Annotated in this window: 16 protein-coding genes; 7 read left to right on the forward strand and 9 right to left on the reverse strand. The window is 63.9% G+C overall.

All coding sequences use genetic code 11. The features are described from left to right. Window positions 1–56: 56 nt before the first annotated feature. On the forward strand, window positions 57–938 hold the full coding sequence (gene argB / locus SMD31_RS03065) for an acetylglutamate kinase (RefSeq protein ID WP_320499251.1): 882 nt from the start codon (window positions 57–59) through the stop codon (window positions 936–938). On the opposite strand, the gene SMD31_RS03070 is transcribed toward argB, so the two are convergent. Further along, window positions 935–1,687, reverse strand: a complete 753-nt coding sequence (locus tag SMD31_RS03070; protein WP_320499253.1) for a substrate-binding periplasmic protein — start codon at window positions 1,685–1,687, stop codon at window positions 935–937. The two genes, argB and SMD31_RS03070, sit on opposite strands and share 4 nt — an antisense overlap. 216 nt (window positions 1,688–1,903) lie before the next feature. On the opposite strand from SMD31_RS03070, the gene SMD31_RS03075 reads away from it, so the two are divergent. Next, window positions 1,904–3,709, forward strand: coding sequence for a potassium/proton antiporter (locus tag SMD31_RS03075; RefSeq protein ID WP_320499254.1), 1,806 nt, complete (start codon window positions 1,904–1,906; stop codon window positions 3,707–3,709). Between the two features lie 42 nt (window positions 3,710–3,751). Here SMD31_RS03075 and gcvA read toward each other — a convergent pair whose 3' ends face one another. Beyond that, complete coding sequence (gene gcvA, locus SMD31_RS03080) at window positions 3,752–4,654, reverse strand: transcriptional regulator GcvA (RefSeq protein WP_320499255.1); 903 nt, start codon at window positions 4,652–4,654, stop codon at window positions 3,752–3,754. A 120-nt stretch (window positions 4,655–4,774) separates the two neighbouring features. On the opposite strand from gcvA, the gene SMD31_RS03085 reads away from it, so the two are divergent. After that, a complete protein-coding gene (locus tag SMD31_RS03085; RefSeq protein ID WP_320499256.1) occupies window positions 4,775–4,966 on the forward strand; it encodes a hypothetical protein in 192 nt (63 codons plus the stop codon). Here SMD31_RS03085 and SMD31_RS03090 read toward each other — a convergent pair. The 4 genes from SMD31_RS03090 to SMD31_RS03105 all read right to left on the reverse strand — a co-directional run bounded on the left by SMD31_RS03090 (window position 4,963) and on the right by SMD31_RS03105 (window position 9,237). Further along, window positions 4,963–5,994, reverse strand: a complete 1,032-nt coding sequence (locus tag SMD31_RS03090; RefSeq protein WP_320499257.1) for a P1 family peptidase — start codon at window positions 5,992–5,994, stop codon at window positions 4,963–4,965. The genes SMD31_RS03085 and SMD31_RS03090 overlap by 4 nt on opposite strands. 76 nt (window positions 5,995–6,070) lie before the next feature. After that, entirely contained in the window at window positions 6,071–7,480 is a 1,410-nt protein-coding gene (locus SMD31_RS03095) for a purine-cytosine permease family protein (RefSeq protein WP_320499258.1), read from the reverse strand. Continuing rightward, window positions 7,477–7,638 carry a hypothetical protein gene (locus SMD31_RS03100; protein ID WP_320499259.1) on the reverse strand — a complete coding sequence of 54 codons (162 nt, stop codon included), beginning with the start codon at window positions 7,636–7,638 and terminating at the stop codon, window positions 7,477–7,479. Before SMD31_RS03100 ends, SMD31_RS03095 begins: the two co-directional genes overlap by 4 nt. Window positions 7,639–7,728: 90 nt before the next feature. Then, the gene (locus SMD31_RS03105) at window positions 7,729–9,237 is read right to left on the reverse strand and encodes an aldehyde dehydrogenase family protein (protein WP_320499260.1); all 1,509 of its coding nucleotides are present in this window, start codon (window positions 9,235–9,237) and stop codon (window positions 7,729–7,731) included. A 177-nt stretch (window positions 9,238–9,414) separates the two neighbouring features. Here SMD31_RS03105 and SMD31_RS03110 point away from each other — a divergent pair, with 177 nt between their 5' ends. Beyond that, entirely contained in the window at window positions 9,415–10,047 is a 633-nt protein-coding gene (locus tag SMD31_RS03110) for a helix-turn-helix domain-containing protein (RefSeq protein WP_320499261.1), read from the forward strand. 1 nt (window position 10,048) lies between these two features. On the opposite strand, the gene SMD31_RS03115 is transcribed toward SMD31_RS03110, so the two are convergent. From SMD31_RS03115 to SMD31_RS03125, 3 genes are all read right to left on the reverse strand, one after another. Further along, on the reverse strand, window positions 10,049–10,783 hold the full coding sequence (locus SMD31_RS03115) for an ABC transporter permease (RefSeq protein ID WP_320499262.1): 735 nt from the start codon (window positions 10,781–10,783) through the stop codon (window positions 10,049–10,051). 8 nt (window positions 10,784–10,791) lie between these two features. Continuing rightward, window positions 10,792–11,499, reverse strand: a complete 708-nt coding sequence (locus SMD31_RS03120; protein WP_320499263.1) for an ABC transporter permease — start codon at window positions 11,497–11,499, stop codon at window positions 10,792–10,794. A gap of 87 nt (window positions 11,500–11,586) precedes the next feature. Continuing rightward, window positions 11,587–12,381 carry a transporter substrate-binding domain-containing protein gene (locus tag SMD31_RS03125; RefSeq protein ID WP_320499264.1) on the reverse strand — a complete coding sequence of 265 codons (795 nt, stop codon included), beginning with the start codon at window positions 12,379–12,381 and terminating at the stop codon, window positions 11,587–11,589. Between the two features lie 211 nt (window positions 12,382–12,592). On the opposite strand from SMD31_RS03125, the gene SMD31_RS03130 reads away from it, so the two are divergent. From SMD31_RS03130 to SMD31_RS03140, 3 genes are all read left to right on the forward strand, one after another. After that, window positions 12,593–13,285 carry a TetR family transcriptional regulator gene (locus SMD31_RS03130; protein ID WP_320499265.1) on the forward strand — a complete coding sequence of 231 codons (693 nt, stop codon included), beginning with the start codon at window positions 12,593–12,595 and terminating at the stop codon, window positions 13,283–13,285. Continuing rightward, a complete protein-coding gene (locus SMD31_RS03135) occupies window positions 13,285–14,193 on the forward strand; it encodes an endonuclease/exonuclease/phosphatase family protein (protein ID WP_320499266.1) in 909 nt (302 codons plus the stop codon). Before SMD31_RS03130 ends, SMD31_RS03135 begins: the two co-directional genes overlap by 1 nt. Before the next feature lie 113 nt (window positions 14,194–14,306). Further along, window positions 14,307–15,479: an LL-diaminopimelate aminotransferase gene (locus tag SMD31_RS03140; protein WP_320499267.1), complete on the forward strand. Its 1,173-nt coding sequence runs from the start codon at window positions 14,307–14,309 to the stop codon at window positions 15,477–15,479. The last annotated feature ends 3 nt before the right edge of the window (window positions 15,480–15,482 follow it).

Genomic DNA, 15,482 nt, shown 5'->3' on the forward strand with positions numbered 1-15,482 from the left:
CGCCGGTAGACGTTGAATTTCAGCTTCCCTCCACCCTCTGCAGCGATGGGCGCACGATGAGCATTACCGACACCAAATACTGGTTGAAGACGGCGCGGACCCTGACCGACGCCCTGCCCTATATGCAGAAATATGCCGGCAAGCGCTTTGTCATTAAGTATGGCGGCCATGCCATGGTGGACAAGGAACTCTCCGACATCTTCGCCCGCGACATCGCCTTGCTGCGCCAGGTCGGCATCCTCCCCGTGGTCGTCCATGGCGGCGGCCCGCAGATCGGCGAGATGCTGAAGCGCCTCAACATCCAGTCCCGCTTCATTGACGGCCTGCGCGTCACCGACGCCGCGGCCATGGAAGTGGTCGAGATGGTGCTCTCCGGTTCGATCAACAAGTCGATCGTGGCGGCGATCAATGCGGCCGGCGGCAAGGCCGTTGGCATTTCCGGCAAGGACGACAATCTGCTCCATGCCAAGAAGACGGAAATGACCAAGGATGGCGAGCGGGTCGATCTCGGCCTGGTCGGTGAGCCGGACAAGGTCAATCCCAGCATCATCCGTTCGCTGGAACAGGCGGGCGTCATTCCCGTCATCGCGCCGGTCGGTTTCGGGCCGGACGGCCAGACCTACAACATCAATGCCGATACCGCCGCCGGCGCCATCGCCGCCGCCATCGGCGCCTCGCGCCTCCTCATGCTGACCGACGTGCCGGGCGTGCTCGATAAATCGGGCCAGCTGGTGCAGCAGCTGACCGCCGGCGAAGTGCGCGCACTTGCCGCCGACGGCACCATTTCGGGCGGCATGATCCCGAAGCTCGAAACCTGCCTCACCGCGGTCGAGAGCGGCGTCGAAGCCGCCGTCATCCTCGATGGGCGCGTGCCGCATTCGATGCTGCTGGAAATCTTCACGCCCCAAGGCATCGGCACGCTGGTAACGCGCGGCTAGTGGAAGTCCTTCGTATCGAGGCCGTACTTGGCCAGGATCTTCCGGTAGGTGCCATCACTGCGCAATGATTTGACCGCGCGGTCGAATACCGGCAGCAACGGCTGGTAGGGCGATGTGTCGGCGATGCACAGATAATAGTGCAGATCGCCGACGGCGACCGGCAACGTGGTCAGGTTCTGCGCGAATTCCGGCAAGTGCAGGAAATAGTTTCGGGAGGCCATGGTAATGACCGACAGGTCGCCGCGCCCCCGGGCGAGACCGCGCAGGGACGAATCGAAATCCGACGCATAGAAGACGTCGAAGCCGGCCAGATATTGCTTGGCCCAGCCATTGCCCCGATAGCTTATCACCTTATAGGACTTCAGGGCCTCGAGGCTGCGCGCGGCTTCGAAGATCGGCCGACGCGGATCGTCCTTGCGGATGATCGACTGCAGCGGCACGTGGAGAGCGGGAACGCTCCCGCAGGCCGTGAAATCAAGACGCGCCTTTGTCGCCACGCTCACGAACCCGTCGGCTTCACCATGCATCACCATCTGCTGCGCGCGCGCCCACGGAAAGGTCAGCGTCTCGACCGGCTTGCCAAGGCGCTTGCCGATTGCCTCGCGCACAAGATCTACGAAGAGGCCGCTCGGCCGGCCATCTTCTTCAAACGACAGCGGTGCCAGATTATCGGCAAAGACGATCCGAAGCGGCGGGTCGGCCTCGGCTGCCGGCGCGGCCGCTAGCGCCAGGCACGCCGCCAACAGCATCGAGCCAAATCGCCATCGCAAAACAATCATTGCTGCCCTGCACGCACATGTTGCATCCGGTCAGGGTCGCATGAAAAAAGTTGAGAATTCGCCAATAACGGCCAGCCGGCCCTTTGCGATGCAGCGCTCAACCTGCATATTGTAGGAAGACATCTTTATCGGATGGCTGAAGCAGGGATTTCAGTCCTTGCTGGCAGGAATGGAAGGCCGCACAGCTTGACGCTCATCAATCAGCTCATCTTTCTCGGCGCCCTGCTGGCCATGATCAGCATCCTGCTCGGCCAGATCTCCTCGCGCCTCGGCGCCCCTTTGCTGCTGGTCTTCCTGGTACTCGGCATGCTGGCGGGCGAGGAAGGACTGCTCGGCATCCAGTTCGAAAGCTACGAGACCACCTTTGCCGTGGGCTCCATCGCGCTCGCCATCATCCTGTTCGAGGGTGGGCTGCGCACGCCGCGCGACGTCGTGCGGCTGGTGTTCTGGCCATCATTGACACTGGCCACCGTTGGCGTCCTGCTGACGGCGCTGTGCATGGCCGGCATGGCCGTGCTGGTGATGGGCATGCGGCCGCTGGAAGGCATCCTCATGGGCGCCATCCTCGCTTCCACCGACGCCGCGGCCGTCTTCATGCTGCTGCACGGGCAGGGTGTGGCGGTCAATGCCCGCGTCGGCGGCACGCTGGAACTGGAATCCGGCATGAACGATCCGATGGCCGTGTTCCTCACCTTGATGGCCGTCCATGTCCTCCAGGCGGGTACGGCGGTTTCCGGCTGGTATGTGCTCGGCAGCTTCGGGCTCGAACTGGTGGGCGGCGGCCTCATCGGTGCCGTCGGCGGCTTCGGCCTTAGATGGCTGCTGCAGCGCCTCACCCTTTCGGCGGGCCTCTATCCGGTGCTGGTGACCGCCGGCGCCTTGCTCATTTTCGGCGGCACCAATGCGGTGCATGCCAGCGGCTTCCTCGCCGTCTATGTGGCGGGGGTGATGCTGGCTCAGACGCCCTACCGGGCACAGCAAGTGATCACACGCTTCCTCGACGGCCTCGCCTGGCTGGCGCAGATTGCGATGTTCCTGATGCTGGGCCTGCTGGTGACGCCATCGGCTCTGCTGGCCGACCTCGCCGCGGCGCTGGTGCTTGCCGTCGGGTTGATCCTCATTGCCAGGCCCGGGGCGGTGCTCCTGTGCCTGCTGCCCTTTCGCTTCACCTGGCACGAGCGCGGCTTCGTCGCCTGGGTGGGCCTGCGCGGCGCGGTGCCGATCTTCCTTGCCTCGATCCCGATCCTCGCACAGGTCCCCCATGCCCAGGTCTATTTCAATGTCGCCTTCGTGGCGGTGCTGACCTCCCTCATGGTGCAGGGCTGGACGGTGGGACGCGCGGCGCGCTTCCTCGGTCTTGAAGTGCCCCATGCCGCACCGCATGGTCAGGACCTCGACATCAGCCTCGGCCATGGCGCCAGCCGGGAACTCGCCGGTTATCGCGTGCAGGAAGGTGCGCGCATCCTCAATTACGATTACGGCGAAATGGACCTGCCGCCGCAGGCCGAAATCATCAGCGTGATCCGCAATTCAGCCCCCATCACGCTCTTTCGCGAAACGCGGCCGCTGCCCGACGATTACGTCATCGCCATCGCGCCGCCGGCCGAGATCGCCAGCCTCCATCCCTATTTCGCCTATCACGAAGCGGACGAGCCGGCGGCACCCGCGGGCTTTGGCGAATTCGTCTTCGGCGCCGAGACGCCGGCCAGTGACCTTGCCCTCATCTACGGCCTGCCCATCGGCACGGTGGCGAAGGAACTCACCCTTGGCGGCTTCCTCCATGATCGCCTCGGCGACCATGTCGTGGCCGGCGACCGCCTGAAGCTTGGCGAGATCGAACTGGTGGTGCGCGAGGCGCGGGACGGCCGCATCCTGCGCGTGGGCCTCGAACTTGAGGACACGCAGGCCCATCTCCCGGTCACGCGTACCTTGCGCAAGCTCAAGCACCCGATGAAGACCTGGCGCGCCTTTCGCCGCCTGACGGGCATCTAGGGGCAACCGTCGCACCGCCGCCTTGCCGCGCCGGGCGGCTGGCTAGCTTTGGGGTGCGATGCCCTCGGCCCGCACCTGTTCCAGCAGCCAATCCCGGAAGGCGCGGATCTTGCGTTGGTTGCGCCGCTCCTGCGGATAGACCAGCCAGTAATCGACCGGCTCGCGCGCGACGACGGGCAGCACCTGCACCAGCCGCCCGGCGGCAATCTCGCCACGGAAGAAGGCTGGTGTCAGCAGGGCGACACCCTGCCCCGCCATCGCCGCGTTGCCGAGGATCTGTTGCGTCGGCGCCATGATGTTGGGGCCGCTGCTGGGTTGAGGATCAGGGATGCCCGCCGTCCTGAACCACAGCCGCCAGGCATTGTCGGTCCAATCGAGCAGCGGCAAGCGCAGCAGATCGGCCGGGTCGCTGATGGGACCGACGCGCGCCAGAAATTCCGGGCTGGCGAAGACCGTCAGTTCCAGCGGCAGCAGGCGGTGCGTGGCAAGGCCCGGCCAGTCGCCGCGGCCGCTGCGGATGCCAAGGTCAAACTCCTCGCGCGCGAAATCCACCCAGCGCGTCGACATGTCGAGGCGCACGGCGATGTCGGGATGCGCCATCTGGAACGTGCCCAGGCGCGGCACCAGCCAATTGGAGCAGAACGTGCTGACGGCCGTCAGCGACAGCACATTCTCGTCACTGCTCTTCAGCGCATCGAAGGCGAGCGTCAGGCGCTGGAAGGCTTCAGCGACGGCCGGCGCCAGGCGCTTGCCGGCTTCGGACAGCACCACCTTGCGCGCCTGGCGCAGGAACAGCGGCGCCCCCACCCGATCCTCCAGCTGCTTCACCTGATAGGAGATCGCGGCCTGGGTGAGGCCGAGTTCCGCCCCCGCCTGGGTGAAGCTGCCAAGGCGGGCAGCAGCCTCAAAGGCGCGGATAGCCGTCAGGGGAGGCAGCTTGGACATGCCTTATCCATAAAATAGCCTTATGCATTACCCGAGAGGATTAGTTGGTTTTCGCAAGATGTCCAGGCCAAATTATCGGCATGCGAGGTAAATGACCTTGTCCAATTGATGGAGATGGCGATGTTTGCGTTGGCCAGAAAGCCCTGGAATACTTCTCTCTGGAGCCGCTTTGCGCGCGTTTTGCGGCGGGCGCACGATACCCAGGCGGTGGATATCGACCGCCTGTCGGCGCATATGCTGCGCGATGTGGGTGTGCCCCCGCAGGACGCCCGCGACCTGCTGGCGGCCGAACGGTTCCGCTTTCTGAGCTAGAACCTGTCGAGGGGCAGCGCCGGCACGCTCACCACCCGTTGCCGTGCCACGTCGAAGCCGGTCATGGTCGTGGCCATGAAAAGCGAATTGAGGATCGCCTCCTCGGTTGCCTCGATGGCGGCTTCGAAGAGTGGCGAGACCTTGTCGTTCGGCAATTCGCTGATGCTGACAAGGCCGCGCCGCCGCTCCGGCGAACGCCGCACCTCAGGCGCGGTCGAGAAAGCCAGCGCGTAGTCGCCGGACCCGTTGCTGAGCGCGGCGCCGGTCCGCGCCAGACCGCCAAAGCAGCGTTCCGCCAGCCGCCGCAGGTTGCGATCGGAAAGCGGCGCGTTCGTTGCCAGCACAATCATGATCGAACCATCGGGCTCCGCTGCCTCGCCCCGCCATGTGCGGCCGTCGATACGCAAGGTGCCGCCGTAATTCGACTGCACCAAGACGCCAAGGCAATAGTCGCCAACGACACGAGACGACGTGCCGATGCCCCCCTTATAGCCGAAGGCGACCGTTCCGGTGCCGGCGCCGACACAGCCTTCCGCCACCGGCCCGGCCGCAGCGGCCTCGATCGCCGCGATCACCTGCTCGCTCGTGGGCAGGCCGGCGCGAATGTCGTTGATCCGGCCGTCATTGGTCTCGCCGACCACGGCATTCACCGACGTGACACGTTCATTGCCCGGCAAGGCCAGCGTCCAGCGATTGACACCCTCGACAGCGCGGCCGACACCCAGCGTGTTGGTAAGGATGATCGGCGTTTCGATCTCGCCCAGTTCCATCACCTGCGTCGCACCGGCCAGCTTGCCATAGCCGTTCATGACGGCAAGGCCCGCCGGCACCTTGTCTTGATAGAGATTGCCGCCATGGGGCCGGATGGCCGTCGCACCCGTGCGCGTACGTTCCCCGTCGATGAGCGTCACATGGCCGACAAGAACGCCCGGCACATCGGTGATGGCGTTGAACGGCCCGGTCGGCGCTTGTCCGGGGGCGATGCCAAGGTCGCGGGCACGGCGGCGAGAGGGAGATGTGTCAGTCATGCGGGCAGCATCCTAATCGCCGCACCGGTGATGGCAAGTGGACAGGAGCGGATCAGCGCTCCTGCCCTGCCATCGTTCAATAGCCGCCCTTGCCGGCCGGCTGCACCACAACCCGTGTCACGATGATGTGGATGAGGCCGGAGACAAACAGCGTCGGCAACGTCGCTGTCGTATAGTCATAGGGCGCATGGCTCACATAGGTGAGCGGGTTAAGGAGATAGAGATAGGTTCCGCACCCACCCGCCATCGCCAACAGGGCCGCCGGGTTGAACCCGCTCCAGAAGCGATAGGATGTACCAGGCCCGCCGACAAACATGGCCCGGATATCGATGCGGCGATGGCGGAGGAAGAAATAATCCGCGATTTGGATGCCGCAGAGCGGTGCGAAAGCCATGCCGATAAAGGCCAGGAATGACCCGAAATTGGCAAAGAACAGTTCCGGGATGAAAAGCCCCACCAGCACAACCGGCGCGATGGTGATCAGCAGCAGCTTGGGCCAGGACACCCGGTCGAGGCCCGGAAAATGCCGCAGCCCGATGGCCGAGGCATAGACACCCGCCACCGCTGTGCCGAGATTGGCGGCGGCAACGAAAAGCAGCGCGATGATGCCATAGACCGGGCCACCGATCGTGCGCATCCATTCCGCCGGGTCGGAGACCTGGAGCACCAGGATGCCGGCGATGCCGATCAGTGACAGGATCGGCACGGGCGCACCCATACCGATCATCACCGGTACGGCCGCCGTCCGTCCCTTCGGTGCCATGCGCACCATGGCCCCGATATAGGGCCACCACGAGAGCAGCGAGACGATGCCGATCTCCACACCGGTCGTATAGTTCCACAGCGCGTCGGGGGCGGCATAGGCTGGCTTGGCGGCTTCGATATCGTCCCAGCGTTGTGTGACCAGGATATAGAGCATCCAGAAGCCGACGAAGACATGGGCGACCAGGATCTTGGCGATGCGGTCGAGACCGCCCGACCCTTTCAGCAGGAACAGGAAGACCAGCGCACAGGCGAGGAAGATCGTCCCCGGCACCAGCCAGACCGTGTCGGCATCGGGAATGACGCCCAGCGCGATCAACAGCTGCGTCGTCGATTTGGCAAAGAAGATCAGCAGCAGGGAATTCCACCCCACAATGGATATCTGCTGGAGTGCCGCCGGTATGATCCAGCCGGCCGAGCCGAATTGCGGCTTACAGGAGGCGATGGAATCGACCCCGAAGCGGATGCAGATCGGCACGGCTGCCAGCGCCACGATCAGCATGCCGATCATCGAGCCGGCGAAGAGGGCCGCGAAGCCCTGACCGAAGCCCAGGTAATAGCCGGTATATTCGCCGATGATGTAGCACCACGTTGCGGCCGCCGCGGTCGCCAGCGAAATGCCCAGCTGCCACGGGCCCCAATTGCGCTCGTGCTTCAAGAGCGGCCAGGCGCTCTTGTCGGCCTCGATCTCGATCGTGTTGTGGGGGAGCGACGTGTCGGTCATGCTACCCACCCCCAGATCAAGGCGATGACGGGCAGCACGATGCCCAGGATGGCCAACCACAGCCAGCTCGTGGCGTCGAAATCCTCGCCCTGGCCCTCGGCAGTTTCGAGCGCACGGATGCGCCGCTCCAATTCAGCCGGAATCTCAGCTTGTGCCATGAAACCCCTCCCCGTTGTCGCGCGCCGGTCCCTTCTCAAGACCTGGTTGACCGGACAGCGGCGCGCGGTCGCCGCCCGGCGCGTCGGCTGTCAGGGGCGCTTGAACGCCTCCTCCTTCGCATAGGGGAACCACCAGAAATCCTGGTTGCTCGCCTGCGGATCGATCATGACGAATTTCGTGTTCTGGAACTGGTTGAGGCCTTCCGGCCCCAGCTGCCGGCCCGTGCCTGACAATTTGCGCCCGCCGAACGGCAGCGCGTCATTGTCGAGCAGCGGCGCATTGATCCACAGAATGCCGGATTCGATCTCGCTCACCGCGCGGAAGGCTTCATCCATGTTGAGCGTATAGAGGTTGGCGCCCAGGCCATAGCGTGACCGGTTGGCAAGCGTCAGCGCCTCATCGAAGCTTTTGACGCGGCAGATCGGCGCCACCGGCCCGAACGGCTCTTCGTTGAGAATCTCCATCTCCGGCGTCACGTCGGTCAGCACGGTCGGCTCGACGAACCAGCCGCGATTGAGCCCGGCGGGCCGGCCGCCGCCGGCCATCACCTTGGCACCCTGCTGGCGCGCATTGGCCATCAACCCCTCGAAGCGCTCGCGCTGGCGGCGTGTCGCCAGCGGTCCCATATCGACCTGGTCGAGGCCGTTGCCGATGCGCAGCTTCTTCGCCTCCGCCGCCAGCCTTTCGACGAAGGCATCGTGAATCTCGTCATGCACATAAAAGCGCTCGGCCGAGGTGCAGACCTGGCCGCAATTGAGATAGGCGGCAAAGGCCGCACCGCGCGCCGCCATCTCCAGCGGCGCCGAGGGCATGATGATCATCGGGTCGTTGCCGGACGCTTCGATGAGGCATGGCTTGAAACTGTCGGCACAGGTACGCGCCACATGTTGGCCGACGGCAACCGACCCGGTATAGGCCACGGCGTGCGTGCCGCCGCTGGCGATAAGCCGCTGCCCGACACGCGGACCGCCGGTCACCACCTGCATCAATCCCGGCGGCAGGGTGCGGAACAGTTCCATGAACTTCAGCGTCGTCAGGCTGGTCTGCTCATGTGGCTTGACGATGACGGCATTGCCTGCCGCCAGAGCCGCCGCCGCTTCCCAACACAACAACACCAGCGGATAGTTGAAGGGCAGGATGATGACCACCGTGCCCAGCGGCTCCTTGACCGCGAAATGGAACTGCCCCGGCACGGTCGTGCCGGCGACGCGACCAGTCTCGTGCCGCGCCAGTTCGGCGTAATAGTCGATGGCCGTGGCGCACCACGACACCTCATCGACGGCTTCCTTGAACGGCTTGCCTTCCTCCCGCGTCAACGCCTCGGCATAAAGCGCCTTGTCGCGGCGGATCGTGGCGGCGATGTCATGCAGCGTCACGGCACGGGCCCGCGAATCCTGTCGCCACCAGGTCTTGCGCGCCTTGTTGGCAAGGTCGATCGCCTGGTCGACTTCGGCATCGGTCGCATCGGCGATGCGCCCCAGCACCTCCTCGGTCGCCGGATCGACGACGTCGAATTGCGTCGTGGCGCTGCTCGCGATCCAATCGCCGTCCACGTAGAGCTTGCCGGATAGGCGTGCAAAATCATCGAGCGACGTCATGCTTCTCCCCTTGCCTCTGCCCGTCTTGCGTCGCTTTTTGCCGATCGCAAGCGTGTTTAATTTTTTTTGAACTATGACATGATAAATTCATCACGCAAGCGGATTCCGGAATCTTAAGGTTTCGCCTCATCGGTCGGCATGCTAGTTAGCCAGCCGGAACTGATTGGAGATTCTGTCTTGGCAAAAAAGAGTGCCGGCACGAAGCCAGCGGCGAAACCGGCGCGTAAATTGCTGCGTGCGTCGAAATCGGAACGTCAGGCATCGGCGCTGGCGGTGGGGGCCCGGCTGAGGTCGGTCCGCGAATTGACCGGTATGTCGCAGCGCGAGCTGGCCAAGCGCGCCGGCGTCACCAACGCCACCATTTCCCTCATCGAACAGGAAAGCCACGCCCCGTCACTGGCCTCGTTGCATCGCATCCTCAACGCCATTCCGATTTCGATGGCGGATTTCTTCGCCCTGCCGACGACGCAGGAGAACGTCCTCTTCTACGACAAGGACGACCTTGCCTCGGTCACGCGGGGTGCGGCACAGCTCAGCGTGCTCGGCAGTGAACGGCGGGACAAGAAGCTGCAATTGTTCTTCGAACGCTATGCCCCTGGCGCCAGCACCGGCGACGAGCTCATCACACATGAAGGCGAGACAGCGGCCGTCATCGTCCAGGGCACGGTCGAACTGGAAGTCGACGGCAGGACCCGGCGCATCGAGGCCGGGGGCGGTTTCCAGCTGCTCGGCAAGCATCCCTATCGGCTGAGCAATGTCGGTCGCACCACGGCCATCGTGGTCTGCGCCTGCACACCCGCTTTGATTTGACCTAGCGCAGCGCCAGATCCGCATCCCCGTCGATATGCGGTGCCTTGTCGAGATGGCGGTACCAGCGCGCCTCGATCCTCCTGAAGCCCCACAGCATCAGATAGGTGAGGATCAGGTAGAAGACGGCGATGGTGATGAAAAGCTCGTAGGTAGCGAAGGTGCGGGCGATCACGGTGCGCGCGATGCCGGTGAGATCCAGGACCGTCACCAGGCTGGCCAGCGACGTCGTCTGCAGCACGAAGATCACTTCATTGGTATAGGCCGGCAACATGGTGCGAAAGGCGACCGGCAGGATGATGCGGCGCATGCGCATGAAGCCGGACATGCCGACGGCCTTCGCTGCCTCGACATCATGGGACGGCACGTTGCGAATAGCCCCGGCCACGATCTCGATCGTATAGGCCGCGGTATTGAGCGTGAAGGCCAGCACGCAGCACCAATAGCCTTCGCGCAAGAACGGCCACAGGGCGGAGCTGCGGATCAGTTTGAATTCCGCCAGGCCGTAATAGATCAGGAAAAGCTGGATGAGCGTCGGCGTGCCGCGGAAGAAATAGGTGTAGCACCAGATCGCCCGCGATGCCCATAGGAGGCGCGACGCGCGCAATACCCCAAGCGGCAGGGCGAGGATGATCCCGCCCAGGACACTGAGCGCGGTCAATTGAATGGTGATGACGGTTCCCTGCAGCAGGTCGGGCAGGCTTTCCCAGATGATGCCAAAATCGAATCCGTTCTCCATGGCTTGCCTCAGGCCATCGCCTTGACGCCGCGCGCCGCCCGCCGGACGAGCCACACACGGCCGAGATCCGAGACAGCGGTCATGAGGAGATAAAGGAGAGCCGCCGCAAAGAAGGTCGTGAACGGCTTATGCGTCGGCGGCATGATGAGCGAGGCCTGGCGCGCCAGATCCGTGAGGCCGATGACCGATGTGATCGAGGTGTCCTTGAGAAGGCTCAGCCACAGATTGGCCAGGCCCGGCAGCGCAAAGCGCCAGGCTTGCGGCAGGCGAATTCGTATGAACACGCGGCTCCTGCTCATGCCGAAGGCGAGCCCGGCCTCGATCTGCCCGTTGGGCACCGCGAGGAACGCGCCGCGGAAAATCTCGGTCGCATAGGCACCATAGACGAAGCCCAGCACCAGCGTGCCCGCCGCGAAGGCATTGATGTCGACCCGCGCCTCATTGCCGGACCAGGCCAGCAATTCCTGCAGCAAGGTGGTGCCGCCGTAATAGATCAGCAGCATCAACACCAATTGCGGAATGCCGCGAATGATGACGGTATAAGCCGCCGCCGGCCGGTTGAGCCAGCGCCGGGGTGAGAGCTTGGCGAGCGCTCCCAGAATCCCCAAAGCCAGGGCCACCATCATCGCGGCGAACCCGACGGCCACGGTCATCCACGCCCCGATCAGCAGGAGGTGGCCATATCCCTCTAGGTCGAGAAAAGCCGGCAGCGTCATCGCATCCCTGGCATCACGGGCAAAAGGAACGGTGCCGCCCACCGGCCCCGTCCTTCGGGTCCGGCGCGCGACACCGTCAAGCTAGGCCTATTCGCCGTAGATATCGAAGCTGAAATACTTGTCGTTGATGGCTTTATAGGATCCGTCCTCGCGCATGGCGAGGATCGCCTTGTTGATGGCGTCTTTCAATGGCTCGTTGCCCTTGCGCAGGGCAATGCCTTCGCCCTTCGACCCCATGGCGGCCTCGGTATAGATGTTGCCGACGCGTTCGTATTGATTGGCGCCCTCGCCCTTCATGATGCCATCGGAGAGCAGGACATAGTCGTCGAAGCGGGCATCGAGCCGGCCGTTCTGGATGTCGAGGTCGGCACTCTGCGAGCTGTCATAGACGACGATTTCGGCCTTGGGCCATTTCTCGCGCGCCCAGCTTTCATAGGCGGTTGCCCGCTGCACACCGATCTTCAAGCCGGCCAAGCTCTCGCCGTCCGGATAACCGTCGGCACCTACCTTCGCACCGGCCGATTTCAGCGCCACGAGGGCGGTGGGCGCCTGGTAATAGGGAATGGTGAAATCGATCTTCTCTTCCCGCTCGGGCAGGATGCCCATGGAGGAGATGATGACGTCATATTTCTTGGCCAGCAGCCCGGGGATCATGCCGTCCCAATCCTGCTTCACATACTCGCACTCGGCCTCGATCTTCTTGCAGATCTCATGCGCGACATCGACATCGAAGCCCTGCAGGTTGCCATCCGGCCCGACTTCGTTATAGGGCGGGAAGGCGCCCTCGACCGCGACAATGAGCTTCAGCTTGTCGGCAAGAGCCGGAGAAGCAGCCAATGCCACCAGCACGGCCGCCAGGATGAACGATCTTGATCGCGCCACAGCACCCTCCCTCACATCGGTTGACTATCTTAGCCATTAGTAACTGATAATTTAGTAAGACTGTCAACGCGGATCTGGTGACAATTTCAAGAAGGCTGATATGCCTTCCCTGTTGCGCATTATTGCCATCCGCATATATTCTATATTAAACGTTCATTTATTAGATTGATCAAGATCGCGGCCACCTGTTGGGCGCTTGGAACGGAAGAGCATGGCACGTCCGACAGGACAAACTGGCAGGAAGCGCAACACGGCTGGCAAAGCGCAGCGCGCCGCGGCCAAGACCCGCACCCGCAAGAACCCGCTCGACCGCCGGCACGATCTGGTCGAGGCGACGATCGATGTGTTGGCCGCGCGCGGCTATGGCGGCATGACCCTGGCCGAGGTCGCCAAGGCAGCCAATGTCTCAACCGCCCTCATCATCGTCCACTTCCGCAGCAAGGAGAGGCTGCTCAACGAAGTGCTGAAGGCGATGGGCCACGAGTATTTCGGCGCCCTGCATGCGAGCCAGGTGGGCGTGGGGGAACGGCCGGCCGATCTGCTGTGGAGCCTGGTGCGCGCCGAATTCTCTGAGAGCTTCTTTACGCCGCGCTATCTCGCCGCCTGGAAGACCTTCTGGGCGGAGACCAACGGCCGCAAGGCCTATGTCGATCTCTTCGGCGCGCAGACCAAGCATTTCCTCGACCTCACCATCGAGCTGTGCCGACGCATCATTGCCGAAGGCGACTATGACGATCATGATCCTTACGAGATCGCGCGCCTGATCGACACCTCGCTGGGCGGGCTGTGGCTCGATTTGACGGGGACGGCGACACCCGTCAGCATTGACGAGGCGCGGCGCATCGCGGCCAGCCAGCTCGCTTTATTCTTCCCGCGCCATTTCAGCCGCAGCGGGCCGCGCTGATGCGCATCGTCAGCTTCAACATGCAGTATTCACTGGGAGCCGACGGCCGCTACGACCTCGCCCGCTCGCTGCGGGCCGTGGCCGATGCCGACATCATCTGCCTGCAGGAAGTGGACCGGCATTGGCGCCGATCCGGCATGGCCGATCAGCCGGCCTTGATCGGCGCAGCGCTCCCCGATCGCTACTGGGTCTATGGCTGCCAGTTCGACACCGATGCCAGTACCGCCAACGGCCAGGGCCAGGTCATCAACCGGCGCCGCCAGATCGGCCAGATGACCGTGAGCCGCTGGCCCATCGTCGCCAGCCGCACGCACATCTTCCCCAAGCTCGATTCCGGCGACCGGCTCAACCATGTGACGGGCGCCTTGGAGACCGTCATCGCCACGCCGCGCGGCCCGTTGCGCATCTTCAACATCCATCTCAGCGACGTGGCCGCGGTGGAACGCATGCTGCAGATCGGCCATCTCATGACCCTCCTGCGCAACACGCCGGATGAAGGGCCGATCCGCAATGGCACCGAAGGCGATGGCGAGCATTGGGAAAGTGCCGCACCGCCCCCGCCCATGCCGCATCTGGCGCTGCTGCTCGGCGACTTCAACGCCGAACCCACCAGTTCGGAATACGTCCAACTCCTGCGCGGCACACAGGTGCCGGGTTCCCTCACGAACTTGCAACGCCCCTGCCATCACGGCTTCGTCGATGCCTGGGTGGCCAGCGGCAATGATCCATTAAAGGGCATCACCTATCGCATGAACCCAGACCAGGGGGCCTATTGGGACCAGCGGCTGGATTATTGCTTCCTGCCCGAACCCATGGCCGGATGTCTCAGGAACGCCTGGATCGATGCCGAGACCGACGCTTCGGATCACCAGCCGGTGTGGATCGAACTCAGCGGCCTCCCAAGCTGAACACTGCACGACCGTAAAGTAAGCACGGCGGGTTGCGGACAATTGACAAGGGGCCGGCCAGCGCGGCAGCCTGCGCGCCCTTATCAATTCATGCCCTGGGAAAGCCACCACCGATGGATGCCGAGTTCCACCGCACCAAGCGCCTGCCGCCTTACGTGTTCGCCGAGGTGAACAAGTTGAAGGCCGCCTTGCGGGCCGCCGGTCGCGACATCATCGATTTCGGCATGGGCAATCCCGACCAGCCGCCGCCCCGCCATGTCAGCGACAAGCTCGCCGAGACGCTCTCCGATCCGCGCGCGCATCGCTATTCCAATTCCCGCGGCATCCCCGGCCTGCGCAAGGCTCTCGCCGCCTATTACGCCCGCCGCTTCAATGTCGAGATCGACCCGGAGCGCGAGGCGATCGTGACCCTGGGTTCGAAGGAAGGCCTTGCCAATCTCGCCCAGGCCATCACCAGCCCTGGCGACGTGATCCTGGCGCCCAATCCCTCTTATCCCATCCACGCCTTCGGCTTCATCATCGCCGGGGCCGCGATCCGCTCGATCCCCTTCCATCCCGGTCCCGATTTCCTGGTAGCGATGGACCGCGCCGTGCGGCATTCGGTGCCGAAGCCGCTCGCCGTCATCGTCAACTTCCCCAGCAACCCGACGGCCGAGGTGGCCGATCTCGACTTCTACCGCGAGGTTGTCGCCTTCTGCCGCAAACACGAGATCTTCATCATCTCCGACATCGCCTATGCCGAGGTCTATTTCGGCGACACGCCGCCGCCCTCGATTCTCGAGGTGCCGGGGGCCAAGGACGTGGCGGTCGAATTCAGCTCGCTCTCCAAGACCTATTCGATGCCGGGCTGGCGCATCGGCTTTTGCGCCGGCAACCAGCGCCTCATCGGCGCGCTGACGCGCGTCAAATCCTATCTCGATTACGGTGCCTTCACGCCGATCCAGGTGGCCGCCACCGCCGCACTCAACGGCCCGCAGGATTGCATCGACGAGATGCGCGCGCGCTATAAGAGTCGCCGCGACGTGCTGATCGAGGGCTTGAACGCCGCCGGCTGGCCGGTCCCGGCCCCGCCCGCCTCGATGTTCGCCTGGGCGCCGATCCCGGAACGCTACCGTGATCTGGGCTCGCTGGAATTCTCCAAGCTGCTCATCGAAAAGGCCGGCGTCGCCGTCGCCCCCGGCATCGGCTTTGGCGAATATGGCGACGACCATGTGCGCCTCGCCCTCGTCGAGAACGAGCACCGCACACGGCAGGCCATCCGCGCCATCAAAGCCGCGCTGAAATAGGAT

This window comes from Dongia rigui (assembly GCF_034044635.1).
GTDB lineage: Bacteria > Pseudomonadota > Alphaproteobacteria > Dongiales > Dongiaceae > Dongia > Dongia rigui.

Bases quoted from the DNA above. Each gene is read 5' to 3' on its own strand.
- SMD31_RS03105 (WP_320499260.1), bottom strand. From the start codon at position 9,237: ATGACGTCGCTCGATGATTTTGCACGCCTATCCGGCAAGCTCTACGTG.
- SMD31_RS03070 (WP_320499253.1), bottom strand. From the start codon at position 1,687: ATGCTGTTGGCGGCGTGCCTGGCGCTAGCGGCCGCGCCGGCAGCCGAG.
- gcvA (WP_320499255.1), bottom strand. From the start codon at position 4,654: ATGTCCAAGCTGCCTCCCCTGACGGCTATCCGCGCCTTTGAGGCTGCT.
- SMD31_RS03100 (WP_320499259.1), bottom strand. From the start codon at position 7,638: ATGGCACAAGCTGAGATTCCGGCTGAATTGGAGCGGCGCATCCGTGCG.
- SMD31_RS03085 (WP_320499256.1), top strand. From the start codon at position 4,775: ATGTTTGCGTTGGCCAGAAAGCCCTGGAATACTTCTCTCTGGAGCCGC.
- SMD31_RS03115 (WP_320499262.1), bottom strand. From the start codon at position 10,783: ATGGAGAACGGATTCGATTTTGGCATCATCTGGGAAAGCCTGCCCGAC.
- SMD31_RS03140 (WP_320499267.1), top strand. From the start codon at position 14,307: ATGGATGCCGAGTTCCACCGCACCAAGCGCCTGCCGCCTTACGTGTTC.
- argB (WP_320499251.1), top strand. From the start codon at position 57: ATGAGCATTACCGACACCAAATACTGGTTGAAGACGGCGCGGACCCTG.
- SMD31_RS03095 (WP_320499258.1), bottom strand. From the start codon at position 7,480: ATGACCGACACGTCGCTCCCCCACAACACGATCGAGATCGAGGCCGAC.
- SMD31_RS03090 (WP_320499257.1), bottom strand. From the start codon at position 5,994: ATGACTGACACATCTCCCTCTCGCCGCCGTGCCCGCGACCTTGGCATC.
- SMD31_RS03130 (WP_320499265.1), top strand. From the start codon at position 12,593: ATGGCACGTCCGACAGGACAAACTGGCAGGAAGCGCAACACGGCTGGC.
- SMD31_RS03120 (WP_320499263.1), bottom strand. From the start codon at position 11,499: ATGACGCTGCCGGCTTTTCTCGACCTAGAGGGATATGGCCACCTCCTG.
- SMD31_RS03135 (WP_320499266.1), top strand. From the start codon at position 13,285: ATGCGCATCGTCAGCTTCAACATGCAGTATTCACTGGGAGCCGACGGC.